Origin of the sequence: Brevundimonas sp. UBA5713, from assembly GCF_002419815.1 — a bacterium.
Classification (GTDB): Bacteria; Pseudomonadota; Alphaproteobacteria; order Caulobacterales; family Caulobacteraceae; genus Brevundimonas.
The window spans coordinates 1-14,498 of the sequence record NZ_DIGV01000037.1 but is presented as its reverse complement, the minus strand read 5'-3'; the positions used below and the strand labels follow the sequence as shown (position 1 = coordinate 14,498).

Here is a 14,498-nt window from a genome sequence, read left to right as displayed (position 1 = left end):
CGCCGCCAGCAGCGGCGGCAGGCTGGCGCGGGTCTGTTCCAGCGCCGCGCGGGCGCGGGCCACGTCCAGACCATTGCCGATCCCGCCGTCCAGCAGGGTCTGCGTCAGGGTTGCCGTCTGCGATTGCAGGTCGATGTTCCGCTCGGCCACCGCGACCTGTGCGTTCAGGGCACAGGTGTCGGCGTAGGCGCGGGTGGTTTCGGCCACCACGGTCACACGCACCACCTCCAGCGCCGCCTCGGCGGCACGGGCGTCGGCGCGGGCGGCGCGGATAGTGGACTCTACGCGACCGAACAGATCGATCTCATAGGCCACGTCCAGACCCACATCGTAGGTTTCGACTTCCGGCAGTTCGGCCCCACCGGCTTGCGGCGCGGTGATGGTCGAGGACTGGCTGCGGTTATAGGCCCCCGTCGCCGTGGTGGACGGCAAACGGTTGGAGCGGGCTTCCGACAGGGAGGCACGCACGGCCCGCAGATTGGCGGCGGCGGCTTCCAGCTGGTTGTTCTCGGTCAGTGCCTGACCAACCAGACCGTCCAGAACCGGATCATTATACAGACGCCACCAGTCCTCCCGTGCGGCCTCGGTCGAAACCGAGGCCGAGGTCGAGCCGATAAAGGCACCCTGACCAGACAGGGGAACGGTCGGATCGACCGGCTTGGGACCAACGGCGCAGGCGGCCAGCAGAGCGGCCGAACCGGCTGCCGTCAGCAGGGTACGAAGTTTAGCAGACATCAAGCGTCTCCCTGACGCGGACCAGCCGGAAGCTCGTCCCCGTCTTTCCAGTCATAGGGGTCATGCGGGGTCGAGCCGAAAGTGGTCGGCAGTTCGCGTTCCTTTTCCGGACCCTTGGGCAGTTTGCCCGCGATCCAGCGACAGACCACATAGAAGACCGGCGTGAAGATCAGGCCGAAGATGGTCACGCCCAGCATGCCCGAGACGACCGAGATACCCAGCGCCTGACGCATTTCCGCGCCCGGACCGGTAGCCACAGCCAGCGGCACCACGCCGAAGATGAAGGCAAACGACGTCATCAGGATCGGACGCAGACGCTGGCGAGCAGCCTGAACGGCGGCGTCGAAGCGGTTGAGACCTTGTTCGTCCTCGGCTTGCTTGGCGAACTCGACGATCAGAATGGCGTTCTTGGCCGCCAGACCGACCAGCACCACCAGACCCACCTGAACCAGGATGTTGTTATCCAGACCCATCAGGTTCACCCCGATCATGGCCGCCAGAATACACATCGGCACGATCAGGATGACGGCCAGAGGAAGCGTGAAGGCTTCATACTGGGCCGCCAGCACGAGGAAGACGAACACCACGGCCAGAATGAAGATCACACCGGCAGAACCGCCAGAGGCCTTTTCCTGGAACGCCAGCTCGGTCCACTCATAGCTGAAGCCGTCCGGCAGGGCCTGATCCGCCAGACCTTCCATGAAGGCGATGGCCTGACCGGACGAGACGCCCGGCGCGGCCTGACCTTGCAGTTCGGTGGCCGGGAACAGGTTGAAGCGGACAACGCGCGACGGGCCCGAGGACTCGTACAGGTTGGCCACCGCACCCACCGGCACCATGGCACCGGAGTTCGAACGGACCTTCAGATTGGCGATGTCCGAGATGTCATCGCGGTACGCCGGCTCAGCCTGTGCCGTCACACGGAAGGTGCGGCCCAGATAGTTGAAGTCGTTCACATAGGCCGAGCCCAGATAGACGCCCAGCGTGCCGAAGACTTGCGACGGTTGCACGCCCATCATCAGCGCCTTGTCGCGGTCGATGTCGGCCTGAATACGCGGCGAGGCGGTGTTGAACAGGCTGAACACCTGCTGCACCTGATCGCCGTTCTGGGCAGCAGCGCCCATCATGGCGAAGGTTGCGCCTTCCAGAGCCTTATAGCCCGCGCCGCTGCGGTCCTGAATCATCATCTTGAAACCGCCGCCGGTACCCAGACCCTGAACGGGCGGGGGCGACAGCATGAAGATCTGGGCCTCTTCGATCTGGGCAGCTGCGCCCGTCAGGGCACCACCCAGAGCCGCTGCGGCCTGATCCTTGTTGGGACGTTCGGACCAGTCTTTCAGGTCGATAAACATGGTCGCGGCGTTGGACGCCATCGAGAAGCTGGCACCGTCAAGACCGGCCAGAGCCGTCACGCTGTTCACGTTCGGGTTCTGCGCGATGATGGCCTCGGCGCGCTTCAGCACTGCGGTCGTACGCTCAAGCGAAGCACCGGCCGGCAGCTGGATAACGCCGATCAGAACACCTTGGTCCTGTTCGGGAATAAAGCCGGTCGGGGTGTCGACCAGACGCCAGCCGGTGACGGCCAGCAGACAGGCGTAGACGATCAGCACGATACCGGCCATGCGCACCAGACGCGCGGTCAGGGCACCGAACTTTTCGGACAGCCAGTCAAAGCCTTCGTTGAACTTGTTACCGGCCCAGCCAAAGGCATAGCCAACCGTGCCCAGCACACCACGCTTGCGGGTGGCATGCTCGTCGTGGGCCTTGTGCGGCTTGAGCAGCAGGGCGGCCATAGCGGGCGACAGGGTCAGCGACAGCAGCAGCGAGATCAGCGTCGAAGACGCGATGGTCACAGCGAACTGGCGATAGAAGATACCCGGAATGCCCGGCACAAAGGCGGTCGGCACGAACACGGCGGTCAGCACCAGCGAGATGGCGACCAGAGCGCCCGACACCTCGGCCATGGAGCGATAGGCAGCTTCACGCGGGGTGAGGCCTTCGCGGATATAGCGTTCGACGTTCTCGACCACGATGATGGCGTCGTCGACGACGATACCCACGGCCAGAACCAGAGCGAACAGCGACAGGGAGTTGATCGAGTAGCCTAGCGCCGCAAGCACCGCAAAGGTACCCACCAGCGCGACGGGGATGGCGATCACCGGAATGATGGCCGCGCGCCAGGTTTGCAGGAAGACCAGCACCACGATGGCCACCAGGATGACGGCTTCGAACACGGTGTGGATCACCGAGTCGACCGAGGCCTGGGTAAACTCTGTCGGGTTATAAGGGATGCTGTATTCGACGCCGGCCGGGAAGTCCTTGGCCAGAGCCTGCATTTCCTGCTCGACCAGCTTGGCCGCACTCAGGGAGTTTGCACCCGGTTGCTGCACCACGCCGATACCGATACCCGGCTTGCCGCCAAAGGTGGCGTTGACGCCATAGTCCTGCGGACCCAACTCGATGCGGGCCACGTCACGCAGGCGGACCGAGCGGCCACCGGCGTCTGTGCGGATCACCACATTGCCGAACTCTTCAGGCGTCTGCAGACGGCCCTGAACGTCGATCGGGGTCTGGAAGGCCGAGGAGTTTTCCGGCAGCGGAGCCTGACCCAGCGAACCGGCTGCGGCCTGAATGTTCTGGGCCTGCAGGGCACCGACGATGTCCTGAGCCGTCAGGTTCAGGGCGGCGGCCTTGTTCGGGTCGATCCAGATACGCATGGCGTAGTTGCCGCCACCGAACACCTGAACCGCGCCCACGCCTTCCAGACGCAACAGACGGTCGCGCACGGTCGAGTTGGCAAGGTTACCCAGATAGGTGGTGTCGATGGTCGGGTCGGTGGAGGTCAGAGCAGCCAGCAGCAGGAAGCCGCTGGACTGTTTGTTCACCACCACGCCGACGCGGCGCACTTCTTCGGGCAGGCGAGGCTCGGCCAGAGCCACGCGGTTCTGCACCAGAACCTGTGCGGTATCGAGGTCGGTACCCGGGGCGAAGGTCACAGTGATGGACACTGCACCATCCGCCGTCGAGGACGACGACAGATAGAGCATGCCTTCAACGCCGTTCACTTCCTGTTCGATCGGCGCAGCCACCGTCTCGGCCAGCGTCTCTGCCGACGCACCGGCATAGGCGGTGTTGATGCTGATCGTGGGCGGGGCGATATCCGGATACTGCGCAACCGGCAGGCTCGGATAGGCGAAGGCACCGATCAGGGTGATGAAGGTGGCGATAACGATCGCGAAGATCGGTCTATCGATGAAAAAGCGGGAGAAATTCATGGTTGGATTCCGGCCGTGGCCTGCTCTCCCTTAGCCGTTGACGAAGCTGGCCGACGAAGCGGTCGGTGCTGGGGTCGTCGGGGCGGCATTCGGTTCGGCGTCGACCGGTTTGATCTCGCCATTTTGCGGTTGGACCTTGGCACCCGGTCGGGCGCGTTGCAGGCCATTGATGATCACGCGGTCATCCGGCACCAGACCGGTGCGGATCACGCGCAGACCATTGACGATCGGGCCGGTCTGAACCGGCTTCACGCCGACAGTACCTTCCTTGTCGACCACATAGACCACGCGGCGCGGACCATCGGCGACGATGGCGGTTTCCGGCACCAGCATGGCTTGGTACTCGGCGGCACCGGCCAGTTGGGCGTGGCCGTACATGCCCGGACGCAGGAAGCCATTGGCGTTCTGCAGCACGGCGCGCAGGCGGATGGTGCCCGAGTTGGGATCGATGGTGTTGTCGGTGAAGTCCAGACGGCCTTCGTGGGTGAACTCGGTCTCGTCTTGCAGGCGGACCTTGATCGGCACGGCACCGCTGGCCGATTGGCGCTGATACTTCAGGGCCGTCGCTTCGGAGCCATCAAACACGAAATAGATCGGCGAGGAGGAGACGATGGTCGTCAGGACATCACCGGCGGACGATCCGCCGCCGATCAGGTTGCCCGGATCGACGCGGCGATCCGAGATGCGGCCCGAAATCGGAGCCGTCACGCGGGTGAACTCGAGTTCCAGCGTGCGCGAGCGGATGGCAGCATTGGCCGAAGCCACGGCGGCCTCGGCAGTCTCGACAGCAGCCTTCTTGGCGTCGTACTCGGCTTGCGACACCGCTTGCGAGGCCAGCAGACCTTCGGCGCGGGCCAGATCGGCCTTGGCGAGACCCAGTTGGGCCTGTGCCTGACCCAGTTGGGCGCGGGCGGCGGCCAGTGCGGCCTGAGCCGGGCGCTGGTCGAGGGTGAACAGCAGCTGGCCCTGACGGACGAAGTCGCCATCCTTGAAGTGGACGCTCTGGATATAGCCGCCGACGCGCGCACGCACGTCCACGCTGCGGGTGGCCTCGAAGCGACCCGTGAACTCGTCCCAGTCAACGACTTTTTGCGACAGCGGGGCGGCCACCGTTACCGGTGCGGGGCCTTGCTGCGGGCCCTCTTGTCCTTTTGAGCAGCCGTAGAGGGCGGCTGTCATCAAGACAGACGCGACCGCGATCTTAACCGTGCGCATCGGCGCATTCTCCTGGGGTATAGACGTCGAGTAACTGACTGAACGCGCAAAAAGGGAGGGGGCGCCCAGTCAACAGGCGTGGACTTAAAGCGTAGAAGGCAGCCACTTGTCAACGGCTGATGACAAGCCCATACTGATGGAAAGGTTTTTGGAGAACTGGGTCCATTGGTCGCCACGTCGATATCCCGTCCGCGTAATGCCGTCGCCACCCGTCAGGCCATTCTAGATGCGGCACGTGAACGTTTTACCGCGCAAAGTTACGAAGATGTCGGCATGCGCGATGTGGCGCGTGATGTGGGCGTCGATGCCGCGCTGGTGTCGCGCTATTTCGGCTCGAAAGAAGACCTGTTCGTAGAGGTTCTGGACAGCTGCAAGAACGGTCGCGATCTCATGGACGGGCAGCGCGACGACTTTGGCCGTCGCGTGTCGCGGGAAGTGGTCTTTGGCGAGTATGACGACGGCTCGGACGACTGTAATGCCAACCGCCTCGGCGGGCTCTTGATCCTGCTGCGCTCTATTGGTTCGGCCAAGGCCATGGATGTGGTCCAGAAGACCTCCAATGCCCGTTTCTTTGATCCGCTGACCGAATGGATCGGGGGCGATGACGCCGCCGTGCGCGCGCGCCTGGTCGCCGGTCTTATCATGGGGATGGCCATCAGCCGGGAACTGACCAATGGCTTCTCCTCCATGCCGCGGGACGAGCAGGAGGCCTTGGCCAAAAGGATGGCTACGGCGCTTCAAGGCCTTCTGGACGGATAAGAAAAAGGGCGGACCCGATGGGGCCGCCCTTTTATTTTCGGTCGTTTATAGAACGATAGACGATCAGGCCCAGTGCATCGGTACGTGGCGGGCTGCCGCCCAGTGGATGGCGCGGATAGCGTCCACCACAGCGCGCGTGGCCGCTTCGGTGCCCAGATCGCCGCCCAGATCGCGGGTCACCTGATTGGACGCCTGAACCGCAGCCACGGCCGCCTCGATCGAGCAGGCCTCGTCGTCCAGTTGGAAGCTGTGACGCAGCATCATGGCCGCCGACAGAATGGTCCCAATCGGATTGGCCTTTTCCTGTCCTGCGATATCGGGGGCCGAACCGTGGATCGGCTCGAACAGGCCCGGACCGTCAGAACCCAGCGAGGCCGACGGCAGCAGGCCGATAGAGCCGCCCAGTACCGAGATTTCGTCCGACAGGATGTCGCCGAACATGTTCTCGGTCAGGATGACGTCATAGTCGCGCGGACGCAGGATCAGGTGCATGGCCATGGAGTCGACCAGCGCATGTTCCAGCGTGATGTTCGGGAACTCTTCGGCGTGGATGCGGGTGACCGTTTCACGCCACAGACGCGAGGTTTCCATCACATTGGCCTTGTCCACCGAGGTGACCTTGCCACGGCGTTGCTCGGCCGCCTTGAAGGCGGCGCGGGTGACGCGTTCGATCTCTTCAACCGTATAGGTGCACAGGTCCGAGGCCGAGGTGTCGGTGCGCGTGCGTTCGCCAAAATAGACACCGCCGGTCAGTTCGCGGAAGACCAGCAGGTCCACACCCTCGACGATTTCGCGGCGCAGCGGCGAGCGGTGCGCCAAGGCGGGCGAGACCTGTAACGGGCGCAGGTTGGCAAACAGGCCCATGGCCTTGCGGATCGCCAGCAGGCCCTGCTCGGGGCGTACCGGCTTGCCGTCATATTTGGGATCACCCACCGCGCCCAGCAGCACGGCATCGGCAGCGACACAGGCATCACGGGTTGCAGCGGGCAGGGGCTCACCGGTCGCGTCGATAGCCGCGCCGCCGATCAGATGCTCGGAGAAGTCGAAACGGTGGCCATAGATGTCGCCCACGCAGGTCAGGACGCGCTGGGCGGCCTTGGTGACTTCGGGGCCGACGCCATCGCCCGGCAGGACGACGATGTTGAAGGTGCGCTTGTCGCTCATCGTGCGATCTCCGGTTTGGGGTCTTTACGGGTGGATTCAAAAGACGAAATCTGTTCGTCGCGGGCCATCAGCCAGCCAAAGGTGTCGACGCCGTCGATCAGACACTGGCGGGCAAAGCTGTCGACGGTGAAGGACACCGGCTCGGCATTGCCGCGCTGGATCTGGTTGTTCTCCAGATCGATGGTGACCGGCTGGTTCTGGTTCTGGGCCAGATCGTCCCAGACCTCCTGGCTGACCACGATGGGTAACAGGCCGTTCTTCAGCGCATTGGAGGTGAAGATGTCGGCGATCTCGGTCGAGATCACGGCTCTGAAGCCATAGTCCAGCAGGGCCCACGGCGCGTGCTCGCGCGAGGAACCGCAGGCAAAGTTCGGTCCGCCCAACAGAATGCGGTGTTCGCTGGGGTCGATGCGGTTCAGCACCGACTCCGGCTTGACCGAACCATCGGCCTCATAGCGCCAGTCGTTAAAGGCGTGTTTGCCCAGACCTTCACGGGTGGTGGTGGTCAGGAAGCGGGCCGGAATGATCTGGTCGGTGTCGATATTGGCCTGCGACAGGACCAGAACCTTGGACGTCAGTGTCTTGAACGGTTCCATCAGGCGGTCTCCTCCTGCAGGGCGGCATAGTCGCGCGGATCGGCCAGATGACCGGCGATGGCACTGGCGGCGGCAGTGGCGGGGCTGGCCAGAATGGTGCGCGCGCCCTTGCCCTGACGGCCTTCGAAATTGCGGTTGGAAGTCGAGACGCACAATTGGCCCTCGCCCACCACATCGCCGTTCATGGCAATGCACATTGAACAGCCCGGAATGCGCCATTCGGCACCGGCGGCGGTGACGACTTTGTGGATGCCCTCGGCTTCGGCCTGCTGGCGCACGGCTTCGGAGCCGGGGACCACCAGCATACGCACACCGTCGGCGACCTTGCGGCCCTTCAGAATGTCGGCGACCACGCGCATGTCCGTCAGGCGGCCATTGGTGCAGGAGCCGACGAAGACGACGTCGACCTTTTCCTTGGTGGTCACTTCACCGGCGGTGAAGCCCATATAGGCCAGTGCCTTGGCATCCGATTCCGACTGCGGCTGCGGGGCAGGGGTGCCGATGGGGGCAGCGGCATCGGGCGTCGTGCCCCACGTCGCCATGGGGCGGATGCTTGATCCGTCCAGATACACTTCCTTGTCGAAGATCGCGCCTTCATCGGTGGCCAGCGACAGCCAGTCCTTGGCTGCGGCCTCATAGTCGGCGGGCACAAAGCGGCGGCCGCGCAGCCAGTCGATGGTGGTCTGGTCCGGCGCGATCATGCCTGCACGGGCACCCGCCTCGATGGACATGTTGCACAGGGTCATGCGCCCTTCCATGTCCAGCGAACGGATGGCCGAGCCCGCATATTCGATCACATAGCCGGTGCCACCGCCAAAGCCGATCTTGGCGATGATGGCCAGCGCCACATCCTTGCCCGACACGCCCGGTTGCAGTTCGCCCTCAACGGTGACGCGCAGGGTCTTGGCCTTGCGCTGCAGCAGGCACTGGGTGGCCAGTACGTGACCGACTTCCGACGTGCCGATGCCAAAGGCCAGAGCGCCGAACGCACCATGGGTGGCGGTGTGGCTGTCACCGCAGACGACCGTCATGCCCGGCTGGGTCAGGCCCTGTTCGGGGCCCATGACGTGAACCACGCCGCGCTGGTCACTGTCCCAGCCTGCCAGTTCGATGCCATGGCGGCGGGTGTTGGCCTCCAGCGTTTCGACCTGCTTTTGGGCCTGAGCGGTCACATAGGGACGCTTGCCGTCCGGACCAGCGGGCAGGGTGGGGGTGGAATGGTCCAGCGTCGCAAAGGTCCGGTCCGGACGGCGCACCTTGAGGCCGCGCGCGTCCAGTTCGGCAAACGCCTGTGGCGAGGTGACCTCATGGACCAGATGCAGGTCCACATACATCACGCCGGGGGTGACGTCCGTCTCGGGCACCACCACGTGGCGCTCCCAGACCTTCTCGTACAAAGTTTTTGGCTGGCTCATTCTAACTCGGTTCAGGCAGCGTTGGAGGTGGCGGCGCTTTCAATGCGGCGCACACCAAACAGGCGGTCGATCTGGCGGCCCAGATTGTCGATGCAGCGGGTGCCGTCGCGACTGGCTACCGTCAGGGCCAGCATGCGCCAATCACCGGCGTCATTCATGTTCATACCGTGGATTTCGAAGCCGCGACGCTCTACCAGACCAATCAGACGCTGAAGCGAGCCGTCGGCACGGTCGATCTGGATGTGGATCGTGTTGCTCATCGCGAGCCCTCCATCATTTCAGAGTTGTTCTTGCCCGGCGGTACGAGCGGCCAGACATTGTCTTCAGGGTCGATAATGACGTGCATCAGGATCGGACCGTCGGTCGCCAGCAGGCGGTCGATACCCTCGGAAACCTGATCGCGATTTTCGATACGGAAGGCCGGAATGCCGAAAGCCTCGGCCACCTTCACGAAGTCGGGGTTGTCGGACAGATCGACCTCGGAGAAGTTTCGCTCGAAGAAGAACTCCTGCCACTGGCGCACCATGCCCAGACGCGAATTGTCCAGCAGGACAATCTTCAGCGGAATCTGGAAACGGTTCACCGTCGCCAGTTCCTGAATGTTCATCATGACGCCGCCGTCTCCGGTGATGGTGACAACGCAGGCGTCCGGCTCGGCCAGCTTGGCACCGATGCCTGCCGGCAGACCAAAGCCCATGGCCCCCAGACCACCCGAGGTGATGTGGGCTTGCGGACGGTCGAACTCGCAATGCTGGGCGACCCACATCTGGTGCTGGCCCACATCACAGGCGGCGACGAAGGAGGGGCCAGCCTTCTTGGACAGCTCGTTCAGCAGGGCGGGCGCATAGATGCTGTCACCCGGTGCATTATAATTAACCGCACAGGCGGCCATGTCGGCGCGGCACTGGTCGGCCCAATCCCGAACCTGAATGGCGGGACCCGATTGCAGTTCGCGGTTCAGCGCTTCCAGATTGGGGCGCAGATCACCGACGACCGGCACCGCGACAGGGCGCAGCTTGCCGATCTCGGAGGCATCGACGTCAAAGTGGATGACGCCCGCATTGGGGGCGAACTCGGCCAGCTTGCCGGTGGCGCGGTCATCGAAGCGCGCACCGACAACGATCAGCAGGTCGGACGCCTGCACCGCATCATTGGCCGCGCGGGTACCGTGCATGCCCAGCATGCCCAGATAGTTGTCCTGACCTGTCGGGATGGTGCCCAGCGCATTCAGGGTCGAAACCTGCGGGATACCGGTCTCCGCAGCAAAGGCGCGGACGGCTTCGGTCGCGCCGGAGATCTTCACGCCGCCGCCGATATACAGAATGGGGCGCTTGGCCGCGCGGATCGCCTCTGCGGCGGCGCGGATCGAAGCGGAGTCTGCGATGTGGTTGTCATTCGGCAGACGATAGGGGTGCGGATGCGGCGCGGCCTGGAACTGGATGTCCTTGGGCAGGTCAACCAGAACCGGACCGGGGCGGCCCGAACGGGCAATATGGAAGGCCTCTTCCAGAATGGCCGGAACATCGGCGGCATCGCGAACCAGATAGGAATGCTTCACCAAGGGCATGGTCACGCCCATGATGTCGACTTCCTGAAACGCATCCGTGCCCATGACGCCCTGCGGAACATTGCCGGTGATGCAGACCATGGGAACGGAGTCCAGCATGGCATTGGCGATGCCGGTGACCAGATTGGTCGCGCCGGGGCCAGAGGTGGCCATACAGACGCCGACCTTACCCGAGACACGGGCGTAGGCATCGGCAGCAAAGGCGGCACCTTGCTCGTGGCGGCACAGATAGTGACGCAAGGACGAGCCAGCCAAGGCGTCATAGATCGGCATAATGGCCCCGCCCGGATAACCGAATACGACCTCCACGCCCATACGCTCCAAAGTGGAGACGACGAGGCTGGCACCGGTGTGCGCGGTGGTCTCGTTGGCGGGCATTTCGATAGTATCAACGGTCATCTGGGCGGGGTTCCGGGGAGGAAGGCCGATTAGGCGGCTTTGGGTTTGCTGGCTTGCAGCCAGGCCATACGTTCACGCAGACGAGCACCGACCTCTTCGATCTGGGTGTCGCGGTCGACCTGCATCAGGCGCTCGTACTCGGGCTTGCCTTGCTCATTCTCTTCGATCCAGCGACGGGCGAACTCGCCCGACTGGATGTCGGACAGGACATCCTTCATACGGTCTGCGGTTTCGTCATTGATGACGCGCGGACCGGAAACCAGAGCGCCCCATTTGGCGGTCTCGGAGATGAAGTGGTGCATCTTGGAGATGCCGCCTTCGTAGAACAGATCCACGATCAGCTTCAGCTCGTGCAGGCATTCGAAATAGGCGATCTCCGGCTGGTAGCCAGCCTCGACCAGGGTGTTGAAACCACGAATGACCAGTTCCTTGGCACCGCCGCACAGGACGGCCTGTTCACCGAACAGATCGGTCTCGGTCTCTTCGCGGAAAGTGGTTTCCAGCAGGCCGCCGGTCGCACCGCCGTTACCCTTGGCATAGCCCATGGCACGGTCGCGCGCCTTGCCGGTGACGTCCTTTTCGATGGCGAACAGCGACGGCACGCCGCGGCCACGCTGGAACTCGCGGCGAACCAGATCGCCCGGACCCTTCGGCGCGACCAGGATCACGTCCATGTCCTCACGCGGGGTGATGCGGCCATAGATGATCGAGAAGCCGTGGGCGAACAGCAGGGCCGAGCCCTTCTTGGCGTTCGGCTCGATGACCTCTTTATAGACGTCGGCCTGAACCATGTCCGGTGTCAGGATGGCGATGATGTCGGCATCCTTGACGGCTTCGGCGGGCTCTGCGGTCGGCAGACCGTCTTCGGTGGCGTGCTTCCAGCCGGTGCCGCCGTGACGGACGCCGACGATCACGTCGTGGCCGGAGTCCTTCAGGTTCTGGGCATGGGCGCGGCCTTGCGAGCCGTAGCCGATGATGGCGATCTTCTCGCCAGCGATGGCGCCCGGCTTGATGTCGTCGTTGGTATAGATGGTGATGGCCATGGGTCAGGCGTCCTCGGAAACGGTGTCGGTGTTGGCGATGGCTTGGTAGCGATCCGGCGTTTGGGCCGGTGGCGGGTTCGGGATGGTCACAGCACCCTGCGAGGCCGAAGCGACGCTGGCGCGGTATTTGGCAAAGACGCCGCGGGCCTCGCGCAGTTCGCGCAGGGTGAAGGCGGCGCGGCGGGCCGTCAGGTCGGCATCGGTATCGATGCGACGGTTGGTGACGTCGATGGTGATGGTGTCGCCGGTCTCGATCAGGGCGATCGGGCCACCGACAGCGGCTTCCGGCGAGATGTGGCCCGCAACGAAGCCATAGGATGCGCCCGAGAAACGGCCATCGGTCAGCAGGGCCACGTTCTCGACCTTGCGACCTTTCAGGGCAGCGGTGATCTGCAGCATCTCGCGCATGCCCGGGCCACCCTTGGGGCCTTCGTAGCGGATGATGATGACATCGCCTTCCCCGGCCTCGCCCGACTGGACGGCGGCAAACGCATCCTCTTCGGAGTCGTAAACCTTGGCCGGACCGGTAAAGCGGTCGACCTTGTGGCCGGTCAGTTTGATGATCGCGCCTTCAGGGGCGACCTTACCATAGATGACGGCATAGGAGCCGCGCGCCATGACCGGATTGTCGATGGTAGTGACAACCTGTTGGCCCGGTGCTTCTTCGGCCTTGGCCGCTTCGGCAAACAGGCTGATCCCCGAGACGGTCGGGGTGTTGATGATCTTGCCCGCTTCAGCCAGACGCTTGGCGACCAGACGGGTACCGCCCGCAACATACAGATGCGAGGCCAGGAAACGGCCGCCTGGCTTCAGGTCACAGATGACCGGAGCTTCGACACAAGCTTGATGGCAGTCCTCGATGCCGAAATCGACACCAGCCTCGGCGGCAATCGCCGTCAGGTGCATCACGGCATTGGTTGAACCGCCGGACGCCGAGCAGGCGATGGCAGCATTCTTCAAGCTGGCGCGGGTGATGTATTTGCGGGCGTTGTCACCGGCGAACACGCGCTCCACCGCCAACAGGCCGCAGCGATAACCTTCGGCAGCCTTGTCCGGATCGACCGCGGGAACGTCATTGGCCCCCATGGGCGAGAAGCCCATCATCGACAGGGCCATGGCCATGGTGTTGGCGGTGAACTGTCCACCGCAGGCACCGGCACCGGGGCAAACTGCGCTCTCGACCTTTTTCAGGCCAGCATCGTCCAGCGTTCCGGCCCCGTGGGCCCCGATGGCCTCGAAGACTTCCTGAACCGAAACTTCCTGACCGTCGATGCGGCCCGGCATGATGGTGCCGCCGTAATAGACCAGACCCGGTATATCCAGACGCGCCAGCGCCATGGCCGCAGCCGGAATGGTCTTGTCGCAGCCAACGATGCAGACCACGCCGTCCAGCTGGTGCCCCTCGATCGCCAGCTCGATGGAGTCAGCCACAACCTCGCGGCTGATCAGCGAGGCCTTCATCCCCGGCGTGCCCATCGAGATCCCGTCGGTGACGACGATGGTGTTGAAATCCACCGGCCAGCCGCCCGCATCTATGACACCCTGACGCACATCCTGGGCCAGACGGTCCAAATGCATGTTGCAAGGGGTGACCGTCGACCAGGTGTTCACGATCCCGATCATCGGCTTTTTGAAATCCGCGTCCCGCATGCCTGCTGCGCGCAGGTACGAACGCGCCGCCGCACGGCTCGCGCCCTCGGTTACCGAGGCGCTTCGGGCGTTGGGCTTGTTCTTAGGATCGTTTGACTGGGTCATCAGGATTTCGTCTTGGAAAGGGAGAGGTGGGAGGCTGGCGACATGAAAAACCCCGCATCCGGTTTCGGAGCGGGGTGGGCAGGCGGTTCTGACTGTCTTTGTTTTATGTCAGGTCGCAGGCGTCCACACCGCTCGTCGGAGCGGGAGAATAAGTACCGATACGAGTACGAAGAGGCGCCCAGCAGCAGGCACGACCGGAGACGACGCAATAAATGCGGTCAGGCCTTTCGCAGTCATGTGCTCGCGCTGGGTCACGGGGAGAACCTTGTTAAGTCGCCAGTGTTATGCCGACGGCTTGTGGGCATTGCAACCCAAAATGAGGCCGCCTGCGCAAAAAAGCACCTCAAATGCTGACTTGGCCGCATTATGAGGTCACGAGAATGCAACCATTTCGGTATCTTGCGCAAAAATTTATCCGCTATCGTGTTGTTGCGGTGCAAAATCCACCGAGCGCAGCAAGAGTGCGCTCTGTCCCGTCTATAAAGTGAACAGCGCTTTGTCGGTTTTTTGGAACTTTCATGAAATAGGGGTTGTGGTCTCGGCGGCCTCTACGTATACAGCCGCCTCGCTCGGCG

General features: G+C 63.5%; 11 protein-coding genes. 1 reads left to right on the top strand and 10 read right to left on the bottom strand.

The window, feature by feature from the left end; translation table 11 throughout:
• The 3 genes from B3B04_RS09225 to B3B04_RS09215 form a co-directional block, all read right to left on the bottom strand.
• A partial coding sequence (locus tag B3B04_RS09225) for a TolC family protein (protein ID WP_292042149.1) occupies window positions 1–735 on the bottom strand: 735 nt, incomplete at its 3' end.
• Window positions 735–4,010, bottom strand: coding sequence for an efflux RND transporter permease subunit (locus tag B3B04_RS09220; RefSeq protein WP_292042147.1), 3,276 nt, complete (start codon window positions 4,008–4,010; stop codon window positions 735–737). The genes B3B04_RS09220 and B3B04_RS09225, both read right to left, overlap by 1 nt.
• Window positions 4,011–4,040: 30 nt before the next feature.
• Complete coding sequence (locus B3B04_RS09215; protein WP_292042145.1) at window positions 4,041–5,225, bottom strand: efflux RND transporter periplasmic adaptor subunit; 1,185 nt, start codon at window positions 5,223–5,225, stop codon at window positions 4,041–4,043.
• A 165-nt stretch (window positions 5,226–5,390) separates the two neighbouring features.
• On the opposite strand from B3B04_RS09215, the gene B3B04_RS09210 reads away from it, so the two are divergent.
• Entirely contained in the window at window positions 5,391–5,984 is a 594-nt protein-coding gene (locus B3B04_RS09210) for a TetR/AcrR family transcriptional regulator (RefSeq protein WP_292042143.1), read from the top strand.
• Between the two features lie 63 nt (window positions 5,985–6,047).
• Here B3B04_RS09210 and leuB read toward each other — a convergent pair whose 3' ends face one another.
• From leuB to B3B04_RS09175, 7 genes are read right to left on the bottom strand one after another with little or no spacing between them, the layout of a single operon-like run.
• Complete coding sequence (gene leuB / locus B3B04_RS09205; RefSeq protein ID WP_292042141.1) at window positions 6,048–7,148, bottom strand: 3-isopropylmalate dehydrogenase; 1,101 nt, start codon at window positions 7,146–7,148, stop codon at window positions 6,048–6,050.
• Window positions 7,145–7,744: a 3-isopropylmalate dehydratase small subunit gene (gene leuD, locus B3B04_RS09200; RefSeq protein ID WP_422653064.1), complete on the bottom strand. Its 600-nt coding sequence runs from the start codon at window positions 7,742–7,744 to the stop codon at window positions 7,145–7,147. Before leuD ends, leuB begins: the two co-directional genes overlap by 4 nt.
• Window positions 7,744–9,159, bottom strand: a complete 1,416-nt coding sequence (leuC, locus tag B3B04_RS09195; protein ID WP_292042139.1) for a 3-isopropylmalate dehydratase large subunit — start codon at window positions 9,157–9,159, stop codon at window positions 7,744–7,746. Before leuC ends, leuD begins: the two co-directional genes overlap by 1 nt.
• A gap of 11 nt (window positions 9,160–9,170) precedes the next feature.
• On the bottom strand, window positions 9,171–9,419 hold the full coding sequence (locus tag B3B04_RS09190) for an ACT domain-containing protein (protein ID WP_292042137.1): 249 nt from the start codon (window positions 9,417–9,419) through the stop codon (window positions 9,171–9,173).
• On the bottom strand, window positions 9,416–11,125 hold the full coding sequence (gene ilvG, locus B3B04_RS09185) for an acetolactate synthase 2 catalytic subunit (RefSeq protein WP_292042135.1): 1,710 nt from the start codon (window positions 11,123–11,125) through the stop codon (window positions 9,416–9,418). The genes B3B04_RS09190 and ilvG overlap by 4 nt, the downstream gene beginning before the upstream one ends.
• Window positions 11,126–11,154: 29 nt before the next feature.
• The gene (ilvC, locus tag B3B04_RS09180) at window positions 11,155–12,168 is read right to left on the bottom strand and encodes a ketol-acid reductoisomerase (protein ID WP_292042133.1); all 1,014 of its coding nucleotides are present in this window, start codon (window positions 12,166–12,168) and stop codon (window positions 11,155–11,157) included.
• A 3-nt stretch (window positions 12,169–12,171) separates the two neighbouring features.
• Window positions 12,172–13,923: a dihydroxy-acid dehydratase gene (locus tag B3B04_RS09175; RefSeq protein ID WP_292042131.1), complete on the bottom strand. Its 1,752-nt coding sequence runs from the start codon at window positions 13,921–13,923 to the stop codon at window positions 12,172–12,174.
• Between the last annotated feature and the right edge of the window lie 575 nt (window positions 13,924–14,498).

Excerpts from the sequence above, each read along its gene's own strand:
- ilvC (WP_292042133.1), bottom strand. The coding sequence starts at position 12,168 with ATGGCCATCACCATCTATACCAACGACGACATCAAGCCGGGCGCCATC.
- leuB (WP_292042141.1), bottom strand. The coding sequence starts at position 7,148 with ATGAGCGACAAGCGCACCTTCAACATCGTCGTCCTGCCGGGCGATGGC.
- B3B04_RS09175 (WP_292042131.1), bottom strand. The coding sequence starts at position 13,923 with ATGACCCAGTCAAACGATCCTAAGAACAAGCCCAACGCCCGAAGCGCC.
- leuD (WP_422653064.1), bottom strand. The coding sequence starts at position 7,744 with ATGGAACCGTTCAAGACACTGACGTCCAAGGTTCTGGTCCTGTCGCAG.
- B3B04_RS09220 (WP_292042147.1), bottom strand. The coding sequence starts at position 4,010 with ATGAATTTCTCCCGCTTTTTCATCGATAGACCGATCTTCGCGATCGTT.
- B3B04_RS09215 (WP_292042145.1), bottom strand. The coding sequence starts at position 5,225 with ATGCGCACGGTTAAGATCGCGGTCGCGTCTGTCTTGATGACAGCCGCC.
- ilvG (WP_292042135.1), bottom strand. The coding sequence starts at position 11,125 with ATGACCGTTGATACTATCGAAATGCCCGCCAACGAGACCACCGCGCAC.
- B3B04_RS09190 (WP_292042137.1), bottom strand. The coding sequence starts at position 9,419 with ATGAGCAACACGATCCACATCCAGATCGACCGTGCCGACGGCTCGCTT.
- leuC (WP_292042139.1), bottom strand. The coding sequence starts at position 9,159 with ATGAGCCAGCCAAAAACTTTGTACGAGAAGGTCTGGGAGCGCCACGTG.